The organism is Parasphingomonas puruogangriensis, assembly GCF_036663635.1.
GTDB lineage: Bacteria > Pseudomonadota > Alphaproteobacteria > Sphingomonadales > Sphingomonadaceae > Sphingomonas.
Window position 1 is genome coordinate 68,539 of sequence record NZ_JAXOJI010000005.1, and the last position, 23,784, is coordinate 92,322.

A 23,784-nucleotide genomic window follows, 5' to 3' on the forward strand; every position below is an offset into this window, starting at 1 on the left:
CCTGCTCCGGCGCGGTCATGCGCCACCATATTCAGATCGCAGCCGTATCTTGTCGATCTTGCCGGTCGATGCCAGCGGCATATTGTCCAGGCGCACGACCGCATCCGGCACCCACCAACTCGCCACCTGCCCTTTCAGCGGTGCGAGCAGGTCCGCGTCGCTGATCGGCTGGCCGTCGCGAACCTCGACTAAAAGGATCGGCCGCTCGCCCCATTTCTCATCCACGCGGCCGATCACCGCCGCCAGCGACACGTGCGGCAAGGCGCCCAGGATCGCCTCGATCTCGGCCGGGTTGATCCATTCGCCGCCCGATTTGATCAGATCCTTGGCGCGGCCGGTGATCATAAGATTGCCCTGTCCGTCGATCCGCGCGAGATCACCGGTGGCGAACCAGCCGACGCCGTCGGTGGCTGGCTCTTCCTGGCCAAAATAGCGCTCGACCACCGCCGCGCCGCGCACGCGCAAATGGCCCTCCACGTCGCGTTGCTCGGGCAACGGCGCACCCGCGGCATCGGTGAGCAACAGATCGACGCCCACGGCAGGCCGTCCCGCCACTGCAGCGGACCGGGCCGGATCGCTGGCCGGCGAGACCGTCCCCGACGGCGACAGCTCGGTCATCCCCCAGCTGGTCTGCACGGTGACGCCCAGGCGGCGCTCGATCCGCTCCATCAGCGCCGGCGCAAGCGGTGCCCCGCCCATGATGATGCGCTCGAGCGTCGGCAACGCCGCACCGCTCGCCTCGACATGCTCGATCAGGGCGAGCCACACGGTCGGCACGCCGACTGCGATCGTCACGCGTTCCGAGACGATCAGCCGTGCCAGGCTGGCACCATCGGTATGGCGACCGGGCAACACCAGTTTGCCGCCCACCGCGGGCAGCGCGAAGGGCAGGCCCCAGGCATTGGCATGAAACATCGGCACGACGGTAAGCACGCTGTCGCGCCCGGAAATCGCCATCACGTCGGTCTGCAGCAGCCGCAGCGTGTGGAGGAAGCTCGATCGGTGCGTGTAGGTGACACCCTTGGGGGCGCCGGTCGTGCCGGAGGTGAAGCACAGGCCGCACGGCGCGGTCTCGTCGAATTGCCCCCAGGTTACGTCCCCCTCGGCTTCGGCAATCAGCGGATCGAGCGCGGCGACGATCGGGCGGCGCGGCGCCTCCGGATCGTCCGCGACCGGACCGTCGATCACCAGCAGGCGTTCGATCGCCGGCACGCGCTCGGCGATCTGGCGCGCGAGCGGCAGCAGGTCGGCGCTGACCACCAGGAGTCGCACGCCGGACTGGGTCGCCATCGCCGCCAGCTGCACCGCGGTCAGCCGCGGGTTGAGCGTGTGGCACACCGCGCCTACGCCCATCACGGCATACCAGGTCTCGACATGCGCCCGGCTGTTCCACGCCAAGGTCGCCACGCGATCGCCGGTCCCGGCGCCGAGCCCAGTGAGCAGCGCAGAGATGCGCAGGCTGCGCGCCATCAGCGCGGCATAGCCGATCCGATCCACGCCGCCATCCGCGCGAGCGGTGACCACTTCGGCGTCCGGGTGCCATTTGGCGGCGTGGGTGAGAAACTTGTCGAGCGTCAGGGCGAACGGCTGCATGCCGCCGTCGATCATGTGCATCTAGGATCCTTGGGGGGCAGCGGCGGCGCGATCACGCCGACATTCCAGTTCCACGGCACCCTGCCCTTGGCGCGGCGGCGGCAGACCACGGCTTCGTTCAGTTCGTACATGCCGGGCAACAGGTGCTTGCCGGTTTTAGGCGCGTCCGCGAACGTCATATAGCCACGTTTGTCGGCATAAGCCGGCCAGCGCGGCGCACCGGTGGCGGTCGGCACGCCATCGCGCGCAAACGACGCCCAATAGCCCAACATCGCATCAGACAACGCCTGCTCGGTCGGCGTGGCCGGAATCTTGGGCCAGAATTCCGGAGTCTTGTCGGCAGTGCCGAACATGTACGGGATTTCGCTGGCGTGGAACCCGTGCAGGTCGGCGGCATCGGCCGCAGGATAGGAATGATCGAAATAGTACAGGAAGGAGGGCGCGCCGATCGCCGCCTGCTTGGCGACCAAGCGTTCCGACGTCCAGCCATACAGCGCGTCACGGGGTGCCCGTAGCACGCTTCCGGTCAGGTCACTCGCCGGATAGTGATCGAGATAAGCATCGGCGAGATCGCCATAGCGCACGCGGATCTCCGCAGTGTAGATGGCTGCATCGACCGGCACCGGCGGCGCCAGGAAGCGCAGCGAGCGGATCTCGCCGCTATTGAAGCCTGCTAGGATCGGCACCGGCGCCTGCTCGCCAAGATCAAATGTCACCGCCAGTTGCTGGGGCAACACCTTGCCGTCGACCGTGCCGAACGGGATATAGCCGGCCTTGGCAGCGGCGTCGGTGATCGCGACCGCGTCCATCGCCCGCAGCCCGCGCAGGTCGGTAGCGCCGAGCTTGCCGGTCAGATAGGTGCCGATAAGCTCGGCCGGAGTGTCGCCAAACGACGCGCTGCGCAGTTCGGGCGTGGAGATCATATAGGCGCTCTGCGCGATCGCCTTGGCGAACAGGCCACGCGCCGACGGGGCCGCCATCAAGTACATCACGCTGAGCGCACCGGCGGATTCGCCGGCAATCGTTACGTTGGCGGGATCGCCGCCAAAGGCCGCGATATTGGCCTTCACCCAGTGTAGGGCAGCGACTTGATCGAGCAGGCCATAATTGCCTGATACGCCCTGCCCCTCGCGGCTGAGCTCGGGATGCGCGAGATAACCGAGCACGCCGAGCCTGTAGTTGATCGATACCAAAATCACGCCCTGCCGGGCTAGCGCAGCGCCGTCATACATCGTCTCGCTGCTCGCTCCGCCAGTGAGCGATCCGCCGTGGATCCACACCATTACCGGCGCCTTGCCCGCCTTGGCCGGCGCCCAGATGTTGAGCGAAAGGCAGTCCTCGCTCATCGCCGGATAGGTCTCGGCATAGATGCTGCCGGGACGCGACTTGGGCTGGACGCACACCGGGCCGAAGGCGGTGGCGTCGCGCACGCCCTGCCACGGCTTCAGCACGACCGGCGGTTTCCAGCGCCGCCAGCCGATCGGCGCGGCGGCATAGGGCAGGCCCTTGAAGATGCGCAGCCCCGCTTGCTCCAGGCCGCGCACACGGCCGGCGGGCGCGTCCACGATGGGGCCGGTCTGCGCCATCGCTGGCACGGCCAGCAGCAACGTGGCCGCGGCAAACCCCTTTAACTCAGTCATCATGCGGAAACTCCGATGCCGTCTTCCCTCTTCAGCGCCCGCGCCAGCGCCAGGAATAAGGCGATCGCGACGAGGTAGAAGGGGACGAGCGTGTAAAAGGCGAGTTGCAGCGAATTGCCGGGGTGGCGCGCTTTGAACATATCGCTGACCGCGCCGAGGAACGTCGGCCCCAGCCCCAGCCCGATCAGGTTCATCACCAGCAGCAGCAAGGCGCCGGCCAGCACGCGCTGGTTGGGCTGCACTTCCTGCTGCACCAACGTCACCGCCGGCGAGAGATAGAAATAATTAAGCGCCATCGGCACGATCAGGAACAGCAAGGCCAGTTGCCAGCTTGGCGCCCAGATGAAGCCGATGAAGAACGGCACTGCCAGCGCCAGCCCGATCGCCGGGATATAGGCATAAGCGAGCTTGGAACGCGGCACGAGGCGATCGACCAGCCTGCCCGAGACATAGATCCCGCCGCCGATGCCCAGCCCCACAAGCAATGCGTAATAGATCGCCACCTCGCTCAGCGTCATGCCCTTCTCGCGCATCAGGAACAGCGTGGCGAAATTGAGCAGGGCGTAGGTGATGAACTGCGTCGCGCCGCAGGCGAGCGAGACGAGCAGCAATACCGGGCGCGCGAAGAACATGCGGAGCGTCGGCCAGAACGGCGCCGGCGCCGGCTTGGCAAGCGGCGCGGCGGCGCCGGGCAGCACATCCAGCCCACCGCGCTTGGGCTCGCGCACAAATACGAACACGATCATTGCGGTGACGATGCCGACCGCCCCGAGCGCAAGGAAGGCGTCACGCCAGCTATAGGCTGCGGCGATCGACGCGCCGAACGCGACGCCCATCGCCTGCCCGATCGGGGGCCCGAGATTGTACAGCCCGAGCGCGGTGCCGCGCTGGCGCGGCGGAAACAGGTCGGAGATGATCGCATAGGAGGGCGGCACCCCGCCCGCTTCGCCGACCCCGACCGACATGCGCGCCAAAACCAGTTGCGGATAGGTGGTCGAGAAACCGCAGGCCACTGTCGCTGCGCTCCACAGTGCGCAGGCGAACGCTAGCACGCGGACGCGGTTGGTGCGATCGGCCAGCCAGCCGACCGGGATCGACAGCACGCAATAGAAGAGCGCGAAATAGAGCCCCCCGATCATCCCGAGCTGCCCATCGGTAATGCCGAGATCGTCCTGGATCGGCTTGGCCAGGATCGACAGCAACTGCCGATCGAGGAAGTTGAGCACATAGACGAAGCACAGGATCGCGAGTGCGACCCAAGCGCGCCTCCCCGGCCGGGCAGGGTGTGCGACCGAGGACAGGGGGGTGGCCAACGGCGTCACTTAGAAATCATAGCCGACGCGCAGGCCGATCGTGCGCGGCCGGAGCGTGCCAACACGGCTCGCCAGGAACGCCTCGGGATGGCGATAGGTCACCGAATGATCGTCGAAGATATTCTCGACATAGGCGGCCAGCGACAGGCGATCGATCTGCGCGCCGATCGTGGCGTTCACATTCTCGTACGAATCGGTGAACCCATAGGTCGGCTTGGTGACCGTGGGGTTGCCCGGCACGCGCGGGAATTCGCTGGGAAACGAGCCGACATGCTGCGCACTGAGCGCGACGTTGGCGAGCACGCTGGGGGTTAGCGGGAACGCATAGTTGATATAGGTCGAGCCCTGAAAATGCGGCGACGACAACCGCGTGCCGAGCGTCGCGCCCGAAATCGCCGCCTCGCTGGCTGAAAGCTTGGTCACCTTGGCGTCGTTGAGCGAGCCGTTGAGTCCGATGGTCAGCCCTGAGACGGGATAGGCCAGCAATTCGAGTTCGATCCCCTTGCTGCGCGCGCCGCCGATATTGGTAGCGAACTGCACCGCATCCGACGTGCGGTTGGCCTGGACCTGGATGTTCTTCCAATCGATCAGATAGACAGCGAGATTGGCGGTCAGCTTGCCGTCGAGGAACCGCCCCTTCATCCCGACCTCGTAATTCTTTAGATTGTCCGAGGAAGCGCCGTCCGGGATGATGATGTCGGCGGCGTTGATCACGCTCGCCCGGCCCGCCAGCGCGTTGACCACCGGCGTGCGAAAGCCGGTCGACAGCGTGGCGTAGGTGGTCAGCGAGGATGACGGCTTGAACGAAGCGCTGATCTTATAGGTCGCGCGCGACGCGGCGACCTTCAGGCCGGCCGCATAGGGATAGGGATCGACCCGCGGCGCGACCGGTGCGGCGGGATTCTGGAAGGCTACGGCGAAGAAGTTGGCGAGATAACCGCCCGCCTCGGTGAAGGCCTGCGAATCGACCCGGCCATAACGCAGCCCGCCGGTCACCCAGAACTTGTCGTCGAAATGATAGGTCAGCTCGCCGAATCCGGCCAGTTCGTGCGAGATCGTATGGCTGTTCAAACGCTGGTAATATTCGCCAAGCCCGGCATTGGCACCGTAGATCGACGATAACAAGGCGGGCGAGGTGCGATAGTTGAAATCCACGTCGAGCCGGCGCGCGAGATAGAAGCCGCCGACTACCCAGTCGAACTTGCCGCCCGGATCGGAACTCAATCGCGCCTCCTCGACGAACGTCTTCATTCCGCCATCGGCATCGAGGCCGAACGGCAAGGCGCCGCCAAAGGTGTTAGCAAGGTCGACATAGAATTTCTGGTCGAAGCTCGAATAGGTCGTCGAGCTGGTTAGATGCGCGCCGTCGAACTGATAATCGAGCGTCATGTTGCCGGTAGCGAGCTTGCCGGTATAAAGATCGGGGTGATCCGAGATGCGTTTTTCGCGACCTAGGGATGGGCTGGTCAACGACGAATCCTTGGGATCGCTATCCTCGTATGAGCCGAGGAACTTGATCGACAACCGCTCGGTCGGCTTGATCAGCAGAGTCGCGCGACCGCCCCAGTTGATTAGCGTGTTGGAATTGTGCACGCCGGTGCCGACGTTATCGAGATAGCCTTCCTCATCGCGGTAGAAGCCGACCACGCGCAGACCGACCTTGTCGTCGACGATCGGGACATTGATCATGCCGTTATAACGCTGGCGGAACGAATCGCTGCCGGTCAGCCCGAGATCGACCAGCCCGGAGGCGCTAAATTTGGTCAGGTCTGGCGCTTTGGTCAGGATGCGAAGTGCACCCGACAGGGAGCCCGAACCGAACAACGTGCCCTGCGGCCCACGCAGGAATTCGACCCGTTCGACATCGTACAGGTTGGTGTCGAGCACCGTCGTGTTGCCGATCGTCGAGATTGGCAGCTCGTCGATATACACCGCGACCGTGCTCTGCAGCCCGGCGCCATAACCGTTGGTGGCGATGCCGCGCGCTGTAAAATTGTTGAAATTGGCGCTTGGCTTGTTGAGCACGATGCCCGGCGTCTCGCGCGCCAGCCCTTCATAGCCGACAATGCCCTTGGCGGTGAGTTCCTTCTGCGAGAAGGCGGTGACGCTCAGCGGGATATCGCGCAGCCGCTCTGGGCGGCGCGTCGCGGTAACGACGATGTCGTCATGCCGATCATTCTCGCTACGCTGATCAGCAACGCTGGAGTTGAGAGGACCGGTGATCTGCCCGTTTTCTTGCGCGTCGGGCGCGGTTGGGGTTGTTTGGGCATGAGCGGTTGTGGCGGCCAGCGCAGCCACACAGGCCGTCGCAAGGAAATTGGATTTCATGCGTCTCTCTCCCACGAGCGCCGATCGTTGGTGCCGGCCGCTACGCCGACTGAATGCATCCGTAGATACAGGCTGTCAATTCACTATCGTGAGCGTGAGCGTTTAGGAAATGGCGCTTTGCTGAATTTTGATTTGAGCGTTCGATAGCATTGGCCCAGACGGCGACGTTCCAGCCCTCCGCGCGGCGCCCCAAAATCGGCCGCTCGTTCATGTCGCCGGAAACGGGCGACGCCTCCTATGGGACGCGGCCGATGCCGTTGCTCACAAGCTCGCCAATGTAACTGACGAGGGAGCAACGGCGGTTGATCAGGCCGTCGTGGGCACTGAATAATCCATCGCGGCGAGATCGGTAAGCAGATCGGGGCCGGTCGGCTTCCAGCCCAGCCGGTCGCGCGTCCAAGCGTTCGAAGCGATCATGTCGAGCACAGCGAAGGGTGCCATCCAGCCGAAGTAGCGCTCGACCTCGTCCGCCGCAATCGAACGGACGGGCAACCCGGTACCGTCCCCGATCGCCTCGGCGATCGCGCGGGCGGTGACGCCTTCCTCGACCGACGCATGATAACGCGCGCCCGGATCACCCTTCTCCAATGCCAGGACGTAGAGCTTCGCCACGTCGCTGATATGCGCCGCGGACCAGCGCGTCTTTCCCTCACCAATATACGCCATCGCCCCAGCGCGACGTGCCTCGGCGACCAGCGGCGTAATTAGCCCAGCCCTGGTGGTGTCGTGCACTTGCGGTAGCCGGATGGTGCGTACGTCGATGCCTCGCGCGATCAACGCGGCACCGGCAAGCTCGGTCGCGATACGCGGATTGGCGTGGCGCGGGTTGAGCACGTCCTCGGTCGCTGCGCCGCCGCTCAGCGGCGTGCCGATGCCGATGCCCGAGGTGATCAGGATTGGCTTTTGCGTCCCCGCCAACGCGTCGCCCATCGCGGCGATGTTACGCGCGTCCTTCTTCGTGTTTTCGAAGAAGGTCTGGAAATTGTGGTCGAACGCGCAGTGTATCACCGCGTCTGCCGCCGCCGCGCCGCTGGAGAGCGTCTCGGGCCGTTCCAGGTCGCCGCGATAAACTTCGACGCCGGCCGCTTCGAGCTGCCGGGCACCGGCGTCGGTACGGGTGAGGCCAAGCACCCGATGGCCGGACGCGAGTAGTTCGGGAATGATGTGCGAGCCGATAAAGCCGGTCGCTCCTGTTAGAAAAACGCGCATGTTAGATCTCCTGACTGGAGGAGCGGCATATCGCGGGCTGACAAAACCTGTTAAAGTAGTGATGTTATCATGGTATAACGTGCAACAGGACGATTTATGGCCAATGAGGCGCCTAACCCGCTCGGCGCCTATCTGAGGGATCGCCGCACCCGGCTTGATCCAGCAGCGTTTGGTTTTACTGGCGCCCGGCGTCGTACCCCCGGCCTGCGCCGCGAAGAGGTAGCGAGCCGCGCGAACATAAGCCCGACATGGTACACTTGGCTGGAGCAGGGCCGCGGCGGCGCGCCATCGGCTGACGTGCTTGACCGGATCGCCAAGGGTCTGATGCTTACCGAACCGGAGCGCGAACACCTCTATATGCTCGGCCTCGGCCGCCCGCCCGAGGCGCGCTATCAGCCCGTCGAGGGCATCACGCCGCGACTGCAGCGCGTGCTCGACGGAATGGTGCTAAGCCCAGCAATCATCAAGACCGCGATGTGGGACGTGGTCGGCTGGAACCGCGCTGCTGCAGTGCTGTTGACCGACTATGCCAAGCTACCACGCGAGGGGCGCAACATTCTGCGTCTGATGTTCGGCAGTGACCACATCCGCGCCCGGAACGCGGATTTTGACAGCATCGCCCGCTTCGTCGTCGGTGCGTTCCGCGCCGACGTGGCGCGCGCGAACGCCAGCACCAGCGCCGAAGTTACCAAGCTCGTTGCCGAACTGTCCCGCCTCAGCCCCGACTTCGAAGCGCTGTGGCAGGATAACGACGTGGTAGCGCATGGTGAGGGCGTAAAGCGGATCTATCATCCAGACGCCGGGCTGCTCGCGATGGATTATTCGTCATTCTCCGTCGAAGGGCGGCCCGAACTTGGCATGATTATCTATAACCCTGCATCGCAAGAAGATGCTGATAGGCTGTGCCGGCTGCTGGAAATTTAGGACGACCAATAAGTCCGATGGTCTCCGGTGGCTACGGACTCAGAGTAGACATATGGCTGTCGACCTGACTCTCCTAATCTCGGCCGCGCGTTCAGCTCGGCCCATCCACATCCCCCGGATCGCAGGCAATTTATAGGCGTCACTGTTGCCCGCCACCTGGCCAACCGGCTTCCAACTTGCAAGGGATGCATAGGATGCGCAGGCATTCTCGGTGGAAGAACGTCAAGGTTTGCGCCTCCACGCCCAAACCAAAGATGACAGGCTGCTGATCAGGGCGGCGAGAGCGAGCAAGAGCGGGGCATTAAATTCAGGCATAAAAGCCACCTCCTAAAAATCACTGCTAACCTATATGGTTTGTTGTAGGACAGCGGTTTTTTAAGGAGGTCGAAATTTCCGCGCGGCTGCGGCAATGCAGTGATGACGCTGTAGCCGCTGATGGCGTCCCGCGCGCCCTGTCGAGCAAGGCCATCCTCAATAGCGATACCGTTATCATCGAGAATCTGCAGATCGTGAACGGGCTACAGACGTCTTCCCAGATCGCGTCCAATTTCGATGGCGGCGCGCCCGCCGACTCGCGACAGGTGATGATCGAGGTCGTGGCGTTCGGTGACGAGGAGACCCGGGACAAGATCATCAAGGCGACCAACTTCCAAAATCGCGTCGAACCTGCGTCCCTCCGGGCTACCGATAAGGTTCAGCGCGACATCGAGGAGGCGCGTCGTGCTAGTGGTCTATTTTACGATCGCCGCAGAATTTCTACAAGAATCACGATGGGAAGCCCATCACGCCATCCATATTGAAAGCGACGACACAGCCAGCGGCTAACGCTGGCGCAGCAACCTCCGCGCTAAAGGCTTCGTTGAAAGCGACGCCAACCGGAAGTCGAGCGCGAGTTCGACCGCGCGGGCGCAGCCGAACGCTTCGCCATGGTGGCGCGCCTGTTCGCGAACCTTGTGCGCGGTAGCGACCAACGGGGCGATATTGTCCCAATCTCGACCGTTGTAAGAGGGATAAAAGGCGGCAGCTTCCAGAAACAGCAGGCGCGTGTTCGAACGGCCGATATTAGGGCGCATAACTGCCGAAAGACTTTTTTGGCGGCAGTCTACCGGAACGTATCGAAGCGAGCGGTTGGGCTGCGTTGCGGAGCAATCACTGTCGTGGGCGAAAAATGATGTCTGCGGGCGAAGGCGAAGCGCGGTCACATTCTCATCCTGTTGGTGGGCTTCCAGTCTTCGCCGGCAAGCCGAAGTCCTCCAACGGCCTTTCGTAACGCTCTGCTACCAGCGCCAAGAACCGCTTGAGCGCCGGGTTGGGATTGTCAGCCCGCCAATGCAGCACCTGTTCGATCCGCGTCGGCCCGAAGGCGTCATGAACCGCCCTTAGCACTATCGACGGGTCGGCTGCGGTAAGGGCGCCCGTCGTAACGGCAACGCAGTCGCGCACCGCAAAGCTCAGTAGATTTTCGCGGCTTACATTTTGATATGAGATTCTGGGAGACGAGCTCGGCCCGGACATGCGGGCACGAATAATCCTGGCTATCAAAGGACCCGGATCCTCTGTCGTCACAAGGAAGGAGGCGCGTCGCAAATCCGTCCAGTATAACGGTGCGCGATGCTCCATCGGATGACCGTGCGCCATTACCACGGTCAGAGGTTCGCTCCACAAACATAGCGAAGCATGCCCCGGCTCCTCGACATCGCCTGCTAGGATCGCGACGTCGAGCGCGTCTCGGTCTATCTGGGTCAGCAGCGCGCCGCGAGCACCCTCCGCGGGCTCGAGTTCGACGTCGGGACACAGGGCACGGTAGGCCTTGAGGATCGCTTTCAAATCGCCGGCGGCGAGCGAACTCTGGAAGGCGATCCTCAATCTGCCGGCGGTGCCCCGCGCGAGCGCTTGGGTTTCTGCCGAGAGCGCATCAAGATCAGCGAGGACCGAGCGAGCACGAGCCAGAAAGCGTAAACCGACCGCCGTCGGCTCCACGCCTTTGGTCGAGATGTCAAAAAGGGTCAGCCCCAGGCGCAACTCCAAATAGTGGATGCGCTTGCTCAGCGTTGCCTGCTTCACGCGAAACTTGCCGGCGGCGCGGCTGAAACTGCCGGTCCCTCCCGCCGCCAGCGCATAGCGCAGGAGGTGAACATCGATCATGGCGCATCCTTGTCCGCCTTGCCCCGGGTATCGGGAGCGCGCAGTAAGGCAGCTAGTCCGGCAAAAGGCCTTGTGGCAATTACAAGAAATGGTGGCTGCAAGCGAATGCATCACGTCGTCTATCCAGGATGCGGCATTCAATAGAAGAATAGATTTGACCATAGACGCTTGCAAATCGATCGAATCTTGGTTTATTTTGAGATTGTGTTGAGGATGCTCGACACCGAGGCGTGAGAACCTCGTTTTGGAGATCAATTCACTTGGCCCACCTGCCGGGTGGCCAGCGCGTATGTCCAAGCTGCAAGGCTAAAGGCGTCGGCGCATGCTCCCAAACATGTTCTCAACACCCGGCTGAGCCGGCTCTGCCTCGCATCTAGGGGCGGCCGTATGCATAGTGGGTCGGTTTTAAGAGTTGGACGGCGACCATGACCCGTCCGATTACGACGCGGCCAAGCGGGGCGAGTGAAAGCGCGGGGTCGCGCCTCGATCTGCTGTTTCGTGAACATCGCCTCACGCTCATGCGCTACTTCACGCGGAATCGCGCAAGCGTTGCCGAAGCCGAAGACCTTACCCAGGAAGCATTTTTGAGGCTGACCGACGCCGATCAGTCATGCGGCAAGATCGCGAGGCCCGCGGCGTATCTGAAGCAGATCGGCCGCAACCTGATGCGCGACCGTGCCGGTTCGCCAGCGCGTCGAAATGAGGTCGCAGTTCCCGAACTGATCGACAACGCCATGTCGGATGCGAATGAAGTCGGGCGGCTGGAAGCCCGTGATAGGCTCCGCCGGATCGAAGCGGCTCTTCAGAAGCTAAAGCCCAGAACACGAGAGATATTCCTCGCGCACCGACTCGATGGCATGACTTATGGCGAAATTGCTGAATGGACGGGGCTCAGCGTGAAGGGCGTGGAAAAGCAGATGTCAAAAGCGATCGCCGAAATTGGCCGCATAACGGCTCGCCTCGGATGACGTCGCAGTCCAAGCAAGGCTGGGATGACGCGGTTCACGACGCCGCTTCGGACTGGTGGAGCCGGATGCGCGGCCCCGAAGCGGAACAAGGCCGTGCTGAGTTCGAGCGTTGGCTTGCGGCGGATGCCAGCCATCGCGTCGCTTACTCTCAGCTTCAGGACAATTGGATCCTGTCCGAGGGCCTCGACGACACCGCGATGGGACAAAATCGCTCGCTAGAGCGCGCGCGTTCGCCATTTCGGGCAAGCGGACCCAAGGTTGCTGCTGTCGTCGCAGCAGCTGCTGCAGTCGCGTTCGTCATGGATCTGCTGCCTGCCGGACGAGCGCCAGCACCGGCCTCGCAACAGTTCGCAACCCTGCTGCAAACCGCGGTCGGGGAGGTTCGTACGGTTGATCTTCCCGATGGCTCGGAACTCACACTCGACACGGACAGTCGGGTCCATGTCCACTTTGCGGGCGGTGCTCGCCGTGTAGAGCTTGTCCGGGGGCGGGCGCGGTTCGACGTCCGAGCCAATCCAGCGCAAGCCTTCATCGTCGAGGCCGGCGACTCCCAGATTATCGCGCCCGAAGGCTATTTCGACGCCGCGTTGCTTCCGCAAGGCGTCTGCCTCTGGGCCCGGAACGGCACACTCGATGTCCGCGCGGGGGTGCCGCAGATGCGGCCGGCTGTATTGTTCAAATTGAAGCCAGGCCAAACCGCAGTTTTGGCGCCAGGCACGCAAACAGCCCCTGAGCCTTTCATTTCAGACAAAGCGAGCGAGCAATGGATCGCCGGCATGCTCGTATTCAAGAGCGTACCGCTGTCGGACGTTCTCGCCCAGACCAACCGATATTCGCGGCAGCAAATTTTGCTTGCTGACACGTCTCTTGGCAACCGACGTGTCACCGGTACCTTCCGGCCACTGCCGGTGAACGCGCTGGCAGCGAGCCTGGCAGCGGCGTTCGGTCTGCAAGTTCGAGCCGAAACAAACGGAAATCTTGCCCTTCTGCCGAAGTGACGGCCGCCTGAATTTTTTCGGGGGGTATTTTGCCCCTCAGCCGTCTTGCCCGTCCAGCCGCATCAAACGCGGAATGGGGAGGGTAATCATGAAGAACTTTGGACACACAATCCTGTTCGGAACGACATGTCTTGTGGCGCCATATGCCAACGCACAGCAGATCGCAGCCCGCGACTATGACATCGCGTCGCAGGATCTCGGCACCGCCATCAACGTGCTCGCGGCGGCGTCCGGACAACAGATCATCGTTGCCGACAGCCTCGTGGAAGGTCGACGGTCCGGGCCCGTGCGGGGTAAATACACCGCTGAGACGGCGCTGAGGGAAATGCTGCGCGGCTCAGGCCTGCGCGCGTCCCTGGTCGGCACGACGTTCGTTGTTCGACCGGAAGGGGTTACCGAGCCGGGGGAGCTGGCCCCGGACATCGTCGTCACCGGAACCCGCATTCGCGGCAGCGCTCCGGTCGGCTCGGCTGTCATTTCGATCGATCGCAAGGCAATTGATGACAGCGGCTATGCGACGATCGCCCAGGTCCTGCAGTCCATCCCTCAGAACTTTGGCGGAGGGCCGAGCGAAGCAGCCACTGGACCGACCCTCAATGGCACTGCGGGGCTCAACACGGCGTCGGGCTCGAGCATCAATCTTCGGGGCCTCGGAACCGGCTCGACACTCGTTTTACTCAACGGCGACCGGCCTGCGCTAGGTGGGCCCACCGGCGTTTTTGCCGACATATCGATGATCCCGAATGTCGCGATCGAACGCATCGAGGTCGTGCCGGACGGAGCTTCCGCCATTTATGGCTCTGACGCGGTCGCGGGAGTCGTCAACCTGATCCCGCGACTTGCCTTTAACGGCGCCGAAAGCAGTTTCCGTATCGGGACCGCCGATGGGGACTATGAGGAATATGGCTTCAGTCAGTTGCTCGGCACGCGCTGGTCATCGGGCCGCGTCATGCTGGCGTATGAATTCTATCGACGCGATAGATTGCCCGCCACCGACCGCGACTTCGCAACCGACGATCTGACGCGCTTTGGCGGTCCGGACCGTCGCGGCACATTCTCAAACCCTGGCACGATCGTCACGGGCGGTACGACATTCGCCGTCCCGCGCGGGCAGAACGGAACGGAACTGACCGCTGCAATGCTGACTCCGGGCACCGCAAATCGGGGCGATGCTTGGCTCGGGACCGATCTGCTGCCGATGCAGCGGCGTCATTCGGTATTCGCGTCTCTCAGCCAGCATGTCTCGGGCGATCTAAAATTCTACGCTCACGGTCTGGCGACGCTGCGCAACTTCGACCTGCACGTGCGACCCTCCGGCGACGCGACCCGTACGGTGCCCACCACCAACCCATATTATGTGGACCCTCTAGGCACGCATTTGCCAATCGGTGTTCAATACAGTTTCGTCCGTGACCTCGGACCTGAAGGTTCACGCGGCAAAGCGCACGCCTATGGCGCAACCGCCGGCTTCGCGCTTGACCTCGACCGCTGGGCGATCGACGCGCATGGAACTTGGGGCCGTCAATACGAACGCAGCACCAGCTACAACCGAGTGAACACGATACGGCTCGCCGCAGCGCTTGCGGATACAAATCCGGCGACCGCCTATAATCTGCTCGGGGACGGGGTGTTCACCAATCTGGCGACGATCGACCGGGTGCGAGGCTCGCTCACCACCGGGAATACCGGCATCGTGTGGTCGGCAACTTTGCGCGCCAACGGGCCGTTATTCTCGTTGCCCGCAGGGACTGTACAGTTGGCGGTCGGTAGCGAATATCGAAAAGAGTATTACCGCATCACGCCGACGATCAACGACGTTACCAGGGCAACGCCAACGGAGTTAGCCGGCATCGCGCTTCCGGCGCCCCGCACGGTCCGCGCGGCTTATGTCGAACTGCTTGTTCCAGTGTTCGGAGTTAGCAACGGCCTCCCCGTCTTTCGTCGCCTGGACGTGTCAGCTGCGGTGCGGACCGAGCGCTACAGTGACTTTGGCACAACAACTAATCCGAAGCTCGGACTGAACTGGACCGCGGTTAAAGGCCTCACCTTTCGCGGTAGCTACGGCAAATCCTTCCGTGCACCGGGCTTTAATGATCTGCGCCAGGACCCCGGCGCACAGCTGGTATTCGCCTATCCCTTGCCCGATCCGGCCTCACCCACCGGGACCACGAATGTCATTGTCATCCGCGGCAATGATCCGGCGCTTCGCCCTGAGCGAGCGAAGACGATCACCTTCGGTGCCGACATCACGCCAAGCGGGATATCGGGGTTCCGCGCCAGCGCAACCTGGTTCGACATCGACTATCGCGACCGGATATCGAGCCCCGCAAATCAGCTCCTCAGTTTCCTGACGGACCGGGCGACCTACGCCCCGGTCATCGCAGACAAACCCACAGCGGCCCGCATCGCTGAACTTTATGCCGATCCCTTTTTCATCAACCCGTTCGGGATCGCCCCATCGACGATCAGAGCAGTTGCCGATGCTCGGCTTCAGAACTTGGCCGTCGTTCGTCAGTCGGGGGCCGATCTGGATCTGGCATATGCATTCGACCTCGGAAAAGGACGAGCCGATGTCGGGGCGTCGGGAACATATTTGTTCCATATCAGGCAAGCGCTCAGCGCCACCGCCGAGCCTGTCGATGTCGTCGATACGCTTGGCAGCCCAGCCGATCTTCGCATGCGCGGCCATGTCGGGTGGACATCAGGTCGCTTCCGCGGGGTTCTCACCGCAAATTATGTCGACAGCTATACCAACCGCACCACGGCCACGCCAGAGAAGGTCACGTCGTGGACGACCCTCGACCTTCAACTGAACTATGCGGTCCCCGCCGATGCCGGCGCGCTTGGTGGGCTACGTATCGCTCTCAGCGCGACCAACCTGTTCGACCGGGATCCACCCTATGCGGCCTATCTCGTCGGGCCCTACACCTATGGCTACGACCCTGAAAATGCGAATCCGGCAGGACGTGTCTTCTCTCTTCAGGTCTCGCGCAAATGGTGAGATGGGGGCCCTTAAGTTCGGCATTGCTCGTAACCGCGATGGCCGGGGCGGCACCCGCATGGGCGGATTGTCGGTCGCAACTCCACCCGGGAAAGCTGTCACCGAGAGAAGCGTCGCTCAGCGCGCGCTCGCTCATGGAAACGCGCGATTTTGGCGATCTCAGTGTCTCACCCGACGGAAAATGGGCGGCGCTGATGCTGAGACGCGCAAATCCAGACAAGAACGACTATTGTTTTGGCGTCGTCCTCGTGCCGCTGGCTGGCGATGCAGAGCCAAGGCTCGCCGATGTTGGCGGCGATCCTATTCTCGCAAAAGGTGATCTTCGGGGAATCCCGGATATCGTCAACGGGCCGATCGACGACACGGCACCTCTTTGGTCGCCGGATAGTCGATCGGTCGCCTATCTGCGGCGTGACCGCGGGATCGTCCAGGCGTGGGTGGCCTCCATCACCGGTCGTGCGCGGCCGGTGACCGTATTTCACGATGACGTCCGCAAAGTGGAATGGGCGTCATCGTCCGCGTTGCGCGTCACAACCCGACCTGGGGCGAACGCGGATGCCGGCCTGGCCCAGGAGGGGCGCTCGGGCTATCTGTACGATCGCAGGTTCTGGGCGATTTCCGAAGCGCGGCCAAGCCCGCTGCCGCAACCGTTCGAAACCACCGCGATCGACGCCGCAGATGGGCATGTGGTCGCTAACCCACCGCTGGTGACAGATGCTGATCGCCCCGCCGACGCGGCGCTCTTTGTCCGCCTCAAGGGCGGCGGAAGGGCTTGGCTCGCTCCCCGCACGCCCGCCCAGTACATTCCGGCGCTTCAGCTCAATGTCGAGTTTGCCAATCGCGCGCTGATCTGTGGTAGCCCCTGCAGTTCGCGCGTGGCCGGCCTGTGGGTCAGGGACGCACACGAACTAGTGTTCCTGCGCACCGGAAACGCCGAGAATGGCGGACGTTCCGAACTGTATCGCTGGCGTCTCGATCGGGATCGAGCGCCCCAACGCATTCTTGACACCGACGAGCTTCTGGAAAGTTGCGACCTTGCTGGCCAGAGCCTAATCTGTGCCCACGAAACGGCATCGCACCCGCGTACCATCCTCGCCATCGATCTTGATAGCGGTACGAGGACCACGCTGTACGATCCTAACCCCGAAATTGCCGCTATGCCCCTAGGCGCAGTCGAACGGCTTCGCTGGATCGCTTCAGATGGGATTGCCAGTTACGGTGATCTGGTTCTGCCCCCGGATCATGCGCCAGGGCAGCGCCATCCGCTGGTCATCGTTCAGTACACCAGCCGGGGCTTCCTGCGCGGCGGCGTGGGCGACGAATATCCGATCCACGTGTTCGCGGCGCGCGGCTATGCGGTGCTCAGCGTTCAAAGACCAGTGCCGCCGGCCCGAACGAGCGGAGCGGCGGATAGCAACAGCTATCAGCGGATCAACACGACTGGATGGGCCGATCGTCGGCGTGTTCTTGCAAGTCTTGAGGCAGGCATCGATGCGGTTCTAGAACGTGGCGTTGCAGACCCAGACCGAATTGGCCTTACGGGCCTCAGCGATGGCGGCCTTACCGTCCAGTTCGCGCTCATCAACTCGAATAGATTTCGCGCTGCGATCACCAGCAGTTGCTGCGATTCAGCGGATGTACCGCCAGCCGTCGGCCTCGCCTATTCCGATACCACCAAGAAATGGGGATATCCTCCACCGGGCGTTGACGACCCCCAATTCTGGAAGCCAATCTCGCTTGCCGCCAATGCCGGGCGAATCCATACGCCGTTGCTGATGCAACTCGCTGACCGCGAGTATCGGCTGGCGCTGGAAACATATGCCGCTCTCGACCACGCGAAGGCACCCGTCGAGATGTACGTCTTCCCCGACGAATATCACATCAAATATCAGCCGGCCCATCGTCTCGCGGTCTATGAGCGCAACCTCGCCTGGTTCGATTTCTGGCTCAAGGATGAGCCAAGCAGCGCTGCCCGCGATGCGGCGGCAATGACCAGATGGCGGGCGCTCAAAGCCCGTATTGCGAACTAGAGCGAGATGCCCAGGCTCCGACCCAGGCCTCCGCATCAACGAGATCCAGCAGGCGAACCATGTCGCTCCGGTCGGCGACGTCGTTCGCCAGCTTCATTTCGATTGCGGACAAATCAAGCAGTCCTTGCCCGGCAAGCGCACCGCCCAGCAGCATGTCGCGGACCGTCCCGCGGTTCGCGACGAAGACCTTCGCGCAATAGGAGTCGAACGCACCCTTCGTTCGCCGCTCAATGACCGCGGATGGTAGACGTTCCGCGAACGCCTTCCTGGCAATCGCCCGGTTCATCCCGCCTTCGCACCACACCCATGTCGGTATTGCCATGCAGGTCTCGACAATCGGTTGCGACATCAGGGGCGAAATGATCGGAGCATCCTGGAGCCGGTCAAAACCTTCGAGATGATTTTGGATCACGATCATCGAATGCCCGTGAACCCGCTTGCCGGGTAACACGTGCGCTGGTGCGTCGATCCACGGATGATCTTGCGGAAATGGCAGGTCATGCAGGGCACGGCTGTCCAGGAACCGTTCGTCGCCGGCCCATTTCCGCACCGCGCGCAGGCGGATGAGCCGTTTGATCGATTGGGCAACGACTTCCCACAGGCTTACCTCCGCGAGCGCGGCCATGTCGGTCATCGTGGCAAGCACACCGCCACCACCTCGCTTCCAGCGGTCGATGACCGGAAGCACCGACTTCAGATAAGCAAAGACATTGTCCCCACCGCCGCCGCTGAAAAACGCATCGGCGCCAATCTTCGCTCCCACCGATCGCAACTGCACATCATGAGCCTGCGTAAAGCACCGCGCGGCCGGCCGGGGCAGATCGCGCGCTTGCGTTCGCCTCAGGTCGACATCGGCAACGTTTGCTCGGAGCACCTCCAGTCGTAGGCCGAGATATTCGGTCGCCGCTCTCGCGTAGGGCGTCTCGTCCGGGTCGCCTTCGGAGGGAGCAAACGTCACGCACTCGGAGCCGACATCGGCTTGAGCGAGAACCGCAGCGATGATGGAGGAGTCCAGGCCACCGGAAATCTCGATCAGCGGGCGATTAAAGCAGCGCCCCCAAGCGCCAACACAGTTGGTTACCGCTCGCTGGACACGCTCGATTGCCTTGTCAGCGGCCTCCGCCCCCATTTCTGACCCTGTGAAGCGCCAAGGCGACCAGACCGTTTCGACACGCAACAGCCCGTCGTCGAATCTGACGGCCGTTCCCGGCTGGACTTCACTGACCCCACGTAGCGGCGTACGCGCCGGTCGGAGGTCACGGTACACAAGGGCTTGCGTCAGGAGCGTCCATTCGATCTCGGCGCGGAGCAATCCGGCATCGACGAACATGGCGGGACGGGTCGTGAACACTTCGGCGCCATCGACTTGAAAATGATAACAGGGAATGGACCCCGATGGGTCGCGATACACTTCCACCAGTCGGCCGGATTGTCGGATCGAAAGGAACCCTCCCCACTGGCGCTCTGCGAGGTTTGCGATCGAGCCGTTGGTCGATTCGATCTGCTCGGGGTCAGTAACCCGCAGATCAGTCGTGCGGTCGAAAAGAACGCCCCAGATCAATCCGGCACTGTTGCGAAGCTGAAGATGGGGCGCTGCTGGGTCGCCAAACGCCACGACTCCGTTGCCCTCATACAACCGGCCGAGGCCCGAAGCGTGCGCGCGCGCCTTGAGAAACTGGTCGATGCGCGGCGGCAAGGTGGCAGCAGGGTCATGCACGACCACGAAAAGAGGCGCAATATTCATACGCTCAGAATCGGTTCGAACCGCGAGACGCGATCGTAGCTGTCGTTGAGGATATGGACGTCAGACTGTACCCAGCAATGGGCCTCGAACGGCTGGCCCAACACCCCGAACACGAGCCGGACATCGCTTGGACTGCCCAACCAACGATCAAACGCCAGCGAGTCGAGTAGGCAGTTGGATTTGATCGGACACCATCGGCGCGCATCCAAAAACGTTTGGGCTTGATCGCGAAGAACGGCGTCCTCGACCCTCGGTCCCACGGTTCTAGCCTTTCCGCGCCGCTGCAGAATCCCGCCAAGTCTCGTAATGCGCAACGCAAGCCAGGTCGCGGCGACCGCCACAAAGACGGACAGGATTGACCACGGCGATGCGTGCCTACGAGACGATTGCGGCGTCGCCACGCTCGGTGCAGTGAGCTGATGTGGCTGCTCGTTTCGAAACGCGGAGCTCCCATCGTGCATCCCGAGAAGCGCGGCAAAAGCGTCGGGCGCGCAGCTCCCGTCGCGCGCGCGCAACCACGCGATGGCCGGACCGGCAACTTCTCGTGGCACGGCAGAATAGCGGTCGCGCTCAATGTCCAGAAGGATGAGCCTGTCCGAAGCGACGCACGCGTAGAGGGTGGGGTGAAGGCGCCAGTACATGGCTTGTGCAGCTGGGCGCCGGCGCGATTTCGCGCCGGCGCCCGCCGATCAATCCTCGTCCGAAAGGCCGGCCGCCTTCTGCGTGCCGATCAGCTCATAGTCGAGCCCGTTGTTGCCCTGCGTCTCGACGCTCGCTGCGCCGAGGTCGATCAGGTCGATCGCGTCTTCGTTGATGCGTTCCATGTCGCGCACTCCGTAATGTGTCGCGCTGATTCGCGACCTTCGAAGCGTCCGCCCATCGCGGGGCTATAAGAACATTATAATCGGTTTATTTTCGTGCCCCCAAATGGCGCCGGCACGCAGCCCGCGCCGACGCCAAAGTGGTCAGTCTTCGTCGGAAAGGCCGGTCACCCTCTGCATGCCGACCAGCTCGAAATCGAGGCCGGCAACACCCTGCGTCTCGACGCTCGCGGCGCCAAGGTCGATGAGGGCAACTGCGGTTTCGGTGCGCTCCATTCTATTCACTCCGTATATCGTCGCGCTGATTCGCGACCGTCGAAGCGTCCGCCCGGCGCGGCGGAATAAAAACCTTATAATCCGATTATATTCGTGCAGAGCGGGCTCGCACCAGCTCGGGCACGGCGCGCATTCGGATCGCGTGGTATCGCCGGATCGCAGGGCGCTGTCCCGGCGCTTGCGTTAGAATTTCCTTGAGCTCGCCGCGCACGGGCTCGATCGCCTTACTCTCGATACGTCGATAGGGGTGCAATCTGTCCGCAGCACTCTCGATCGCGAGGCGAAGTTCGGGACTTGGAGCGGCCTCAGCCAAAAGCGCGAAACAGGCCGATGTTCTGTCAACGAGCGGCTTTTCAGCCAGCACGTCTCGTATCTGCTCGCTCTCCGGAAGTATCCGACAAATCCTAACAGCCATGATGATCAACGCGGAATGCCATTCGTACAGGTCGCGAAGGTCGCCCTCGCTCAGCCTCGGCACGTGAAATCCTTCGCCGCTACTTGCTTCTACCAGACGCTCGCCCACCAGCCGATTGAGCGCGTCGCGCACCGGCGTCATGCTGACCCCGACGTCATCCGCAATCCGGTTGGCTTCGAGGCGATGCCCTGGCGGATAGACGCCCTCCCGCAGTTCTGCCTTGAGCACCCCATAGCTTCGCTCCATTGCCTGAAACGGGCTCATCTCAGACCTCCTGTGCGCAACGATGCTGTGCGACCGCATCGCGTTGCTCCGGACGCAATGCGTCAATCGCGCCGATATGCTCGGGCACGCGGTCCTGAAGCAGAACCGATGGACACACGCCTTCATAATTGCCGAGATTGGGCCGGTGCTGACGATAGCCTACCAGACCCGCGAGATCCGACGAAAAGGTGCGGGCAATTGCCGGCGGATAGGCCAGCCACTGGTTTTCATATGGCTTGAGCCATCCCAGGCAATAGCTCACCAACATCGCGTCGCGAACGACGGCGCTGCGATTGGTGCCAGCGCCGTGCAATGTCGAGCCGAGGAAGATGATCGCGTCGCCAGGATCGCAGATCCCGGTGACCGGCTGGCCCGGCACCTCGTCTCTGAGCGCCTCGGCGCCGTGACTACCGGGATACATCAGGGTCGCGCCATTTTCCTCGGTGAACGGGGTTAGCGGCCACATCACATTGACCAGATACTCAACTTCGCCTTTTGCGCCCTGCCACATGTCCTGGTCCCGGTGGGGGAACTGGGCCGGCGCGCCGGGATGGATCGCGATTGCCTGGGCGAGGTTGAGCTGGATCGTGTCACACCACGGCCTCAGGACCGTCTCGACCATCGCCATGATCTCCGGCGACTGGATCAATGTTGCAGCATGTGGCGATCGTTTGAGCAGGCTGCCGAAGCGCTTGGTATGCGCGCCGTAAAAATCGCCGGTGCAGAACGGTGTCACATCGAACCCGCGGCGCAGATCGGCGGCCAGTCCTTCCATCGTTGCGATCGGTACGAGCTGGCGCTTGATGCACCAGCCCTGCTCGATCAGCCGATCATACGCCTCATTACGAGGAGCGCTCGACACCTGTGCTGTCCGTATGCTCATTACAACCTCCTATGCGAACGCGGCATCAACGGACGCAGCGCGGGTCGGCGACCAGATGCCTGTCTGCTCCAGCAGGGTCGGCGTGGCCGCCGTGATGTTGATGGAAAGCGCGGCCAGTCGCTTGCCCCCCTCGGACTCGAACTGGCCAAGCGGCGCCGCGTCCCAGCCGAATCGCAGGATCTGGGCGAGCCAGCACGATTCGGCGACGCCGGTATAGGCGTGGATACCGTTGAAAAGCGCATGGTCTACCAGAGCCGTCACCAGTCGGTTGCGGGCGTCGCGCCGGCGCGGCGCCGAAATTGTCGGGTCCAGGCAAAAGCGGGTGATTTCGAAGACCCCCGGCCCGCGGGGGACCAGGCCAGCGCACAAGGCCGGGAATAGGGAGTCGAGGATGTGGGGCCGGACCGTCGGCAACAGCCGGGCCGAGGCCAAGTGGCCGCATTCCTCGTCCGTCACGATCAGATACCGAGCGTGCTGGTCGTCGAATTGGTCGACCTCGTACCGACCGGCGAGGACCGGAACCTGCCATCCGAGCAGATCCACGAACACGGCTTTACGCGCCGCGAACATGCCGCGCATGACCTTATCACAGCCAGCTTCGGTCGTGTCGACGAGTGAGATCAAGGGTGCCTCCTGCCATTGGGAGGCTCGAGCATCGCCAGTCCGGGGCGCGCGCGATATTACAAGAAATGGGGGTGCCTGACCTTCGCCACGAGGCCTAGGTCAGGCCTGATTTCAGTTGCTCGGGAGGGGCTTGAGACGAGCTTGAAAGAAAAGGCGCTTTTCGATGCCAGCCACCAAGATCGATCCCCGACTGCGGGTAAAGTTCAAGGAAGTCGCGCGAGAGATTATGTCGCGAGATCGGATGGCCAGGAGGCTCGGACGCTCTCAAAATACTATTGGCGAGATCGAGCGGGCGTTGGTGCAAGCATTTGCCGAAGGACAGGATGTCGGGAAATCTTCGGCCCCGAGGCCGGATCACCTCGGGATGGATTGGGAAGAAGTGCCGCCGCGCGGCCGTGCGGTACTGAGCCGGCTGACCGATCGCCACGACCAGTTTGAGGTGACGAACCCGATCGGCCTGCGGCGCGTGGCGAGTGGTCAGCAGGAGCGGTGGCGGGCGGAATGTGAAGGTGAGCGGCCCGTCGCTCACACGGTTGCGGCCGACAGCGTCCAATCCGCTCATTTTGCTGGGACTGCTCGCCGTTTCAAAAACCAATGAAGACACACTC

Annotated in this window: 21 protein-coding genes; 7 read left to right on the plus strand and 14 right to left on the minus strand. The window is 62.8% G+C overall.

The annotated features are described in order from the left end of the window. Positions 1-15: 15 nt before the first annotated feature. The 5 genes from U1739_RS13280 to U1739_RS13300 all read right to left on the minus strand — a co-directional run bounded on the left by U1739_RS13280 (position 16) and on the right by U1739_RS13300 (position 8,083). Positions 16-1,614: an AMP-binding protein gene (locus tag U1739_RS13280; protein WP_332708838.1), complete on the minus strand. Its 1,599-nt coding sequence runs from the start codon at positions 1,612-1,614 to the stop codon at positions 16-18. Beyond that, positions 1,605-3,236: a carboxylesterase/lipase family protein gene (locus tag U1739_RS13285; RefSeq protein WP_332708840.1), complete on the minus strand. Its 1,632-nt coding sequence runs from the start codon at positions 3,234-3,236 to the stop codon at positions 1,605-1,607. Before U1739_RS13285 ends, U1739_RS13280 begins: the two co-directional genes overlap by 10 nt. Continuing rightward, complete coding sequence (locus U1739_RS13290) at positions 3,233-4,555, minus strand: spinster family MFS transporter (protein ID WP_332708842.1); 1,323 nt, start codon at positions 4,553-4,555, stop codon at positions 3,233-3,235. The genes U1739_RS13285 and U1739_RS13290 overlap by 4 nt, the downstream gene beginning before the upstream one ends. Then, positions 4,556-6,874: a TonB-dependent receptor gene (locus U1739_RS13295; RefSeq protein ID WP_332708844.1), complete on the minus strand. Its 2,319-nt coding sequence runs from the start codon at positions 6,872-6,874 to the stop codon at positions 4,556-4,558. It abuts the gene before it with no gap. 306 nt (positions 6,875-7,180) lie between these two features. After that, a complete protein-coding gene (locus U1739_RS13300) occupies positions 7,181-8,083 on the minus strand; it encodes an SDR family oxidoreductase (RefSeq protein WP_332708846.1) in 903 nt (300 codons plus the stop codon). A 96-nt stretch (positions 8,084-8,179) separates the two neighbouring features. On the opposite strand from U1739_RS13300, the gene U1739_RS13305 reads away from it, so the two are divergent. Together U1739_RS13305 and U1739_RS13310 are read left to right on the plus strand one after the other, a co-directional pair. Continuing rightward, on the plus strand, positions 8,180-9,007 hold the full coding sequence (locus U1739_RS13305) for a helix-turn-helix transcriptional regulator (RefSeq protein ID WP_332708848.1): 828 nt from the start codon (positions 8,180-8,182) through the stop codon (positions 9,005-9,007). 491 nt (positions 9,008-9,498) lie between these two features. Beyond that, the gene (locus tag U1739_RS13310) at positions 9,499-9,807 is read left to right on the plus strand and encodes an AIPR family protein (RefSeq protein ID WP_332709235.1); all 309 of its coding nucleotides are present in this window, start codon (positions 9,499-9,501) and stop codon (positions 9,805-9,807) included. A 21-nt stretch (positions 9,808-9,828) separates the two neighbouring features. On the opposite strand, the gene U1739_RS13315 is transcribed toward U1739_RS13310, so the two are convergent. Together U1739_RS13315 and U1739_RS13320 are read right to left on the minus strand one after the other, a co-directional pair. Beyond that, entirely contained in the window at positions 9,829-10,209 is a 381-nt protein-coding gene (locus U1739_RS13315) for a hypothetical protein (protein ID WP_332708850.1), read from the minus strand. Between the two features lie 4 nt (positions 10,210-10,213). Beyond that, positions 10,214-11,152, minus strand: a complete 939-nt coding sequence (locus U1739_RS13320) for a LysR family transcriptional regulator (protein WP_332708852.1) — start codon at positions 11,150-11,152, stop codon at positions 10,214-10,216. A 425-nt stretch (positions 11,153-11,577) separates the two neighbouring features. Here U1739_RS13320 and U1739_RS13325 point away from each other — a divergent pair, with 425 nt between their 5' ends. The 4 genes from U1739_RS13325 to U1739_RS13340 all read left to right on the plus strand — a co-directional run bounded on the left by U1739_RS13325 (position 11,578) and on the right by U1739_RS13340 (position 18,149). Beyond that, positions 11,578-12,120, plus strand: a complete 543-nt coding sequence (locus U1739_RS13325) for an RNA polymerase sigma factor (RefSeq protein WP_332708854.1) — start codon at positions 11,578-11,580, stop codon at positions 12,118-12,120. Beyond that, on the plus strand, positions 12,117-13,118 hold the full coding sequence (locus U1739_RS13330; protein ID WP_332708856.1) for a FecR family protein: 1,002 nt from the start codon (positions 12,117-12,119) through the stop codon (positions 13,116-13,118). The genes U1739_RS13325 and U1739_RS13330 overlap by 4 nt, the downstream gene beginning before the upstream one ends. Positions 13,119-13,206: 88 nt before the next feature. Continuing rightward, positions 13,207-16,119, plus strand: coding sequence for a TonB-dependent receptor (locus U1739_RS13335; protein WP_332708858.1), 2,913 nt, complete (start codon positions 13,207-13,209; stop codon positions 16,117-16,119). 38 nt (positions 16,120-16,157) lie between these two features. Next, a complete protein-coding gene (locus U1739_RS13340; RefSeq protein ID WP_332708860.1) occupies positions 16,158-18,149 on the plus strand; it encodes an Atxe2 family lasso peptide isopeptidase in 1,992 nt (663 codons plus the stop codon). On the opposite strand, the gene U1739_RS13345 is transcribed toward U1739_RS13340, so the two are convergent. From U1739_RS13345 to U1739_RS13370, 7 genes are all read right to left on the minus strand, one after another. Next, positions 18,127-19,893 (minus strand): asparagine synthase-related protein, encoded by a 1,767-nt coding sequence (locus U1739_RS13345; protein WP_332708862.1) that lies wholly within the window; start codon positions 19,891-19,893, stop codon positions 18,127-18,129. The two genes, U1739_RS13340 and U1739_RS13345, sit on opposite strands and share 23 nt — an antisense overlap. Next, positions 19,890-20,534: a lasso peptide biosynthesis B2 protein gene (locus tag U1739_RS21220; protein WP_443025559.1), complete on the minus strand. Its 645-nt coding sequence runs from the start codon at positions 20,532-20,534 to the stop codon at positions 19,890-19,892. Before U1739_RS21220 ends, U1739_RS13345 begins: the two co-directional genes overlap by 4 nt. Positions 20,535-20,582: 48 nt before the next feature. Then, positions 20,583-20,717, minus strand: coding sequence for a benenodin family lasso peptide (locus U1739_RS13350; RefSeq protein ID WP_332708864.1), 135 nt, complete (start codon positions 20,715-20,717; stop codon positions 20,583-20,585). A gap of 141 nt (positions 20,718-20,858) precedes the next feature. Continuing rightward, positions 20,859-20,990 carry a benenodin family lasso peptide gene (locus U1739_RS13355; RefSeq protein ID WP_332708866.1) on the minus strand — a complete coding sequence of 44 codons (132 nt, stop codon included), beginning with the start codon at positions 20,988-20,990 and terminating at the stop codon, positions 20,859-20,861. 85 nt (positions 20,991-21,075) lie between these two features. Beyond that, positions 21,076-21,669, minus strand: coding sequence for a GntR family transcriptional regulator (locus U1739_RS13360; protein WP_332708868.1), 594 nt, complete (start codon positions 21,667-21,669; stop codon positions 21,076-21,078). Position 21,670: 1 nt separating this feature from the next. Further along, on the minus strand, positions 21,671-22,552 hold the full coding sequence (locus U1739_RS13365; protein WP_332708870.1) for a phytanoyl-CoA dioxygenase family protein: 882 nt from the start codon (positions 22,550-22,552) through the stop codon (positions 21,671-21,673). Positions 22,553-22,561: 9 nt separating this feature from the next. Further along, the gene (locus U1739_RS13370; protein WP_332708872.1) at positions 22,562-23,176 is read right to left on the minus strand and encodes an acyl-homoserine-lactone synthase; all 615 of its coding nucleotides are present in this window, start codon (positions 23,174-23,176) and stop codon (positions 22,562-22,564) included. A gap of 163 nt (positions 23,177-23,339) precedes the next feature. Here U1739_RS13370 and U1739_RS13375 point away from each other — a divergent pair, with 163 nt between their 5' ends. After that, positions 23,340-23,774 (plus strand): hypothetical protein, encoded by a 435-nt coding sequence (locus U1739_RS13375; protein WP_332708874.1) that lies wholly within the window; start codon positions 23,340-23,342, stop codon positions 23,772-23,774. Positions 23,775-23,784 lie beyond the last annotated feature (10 nt).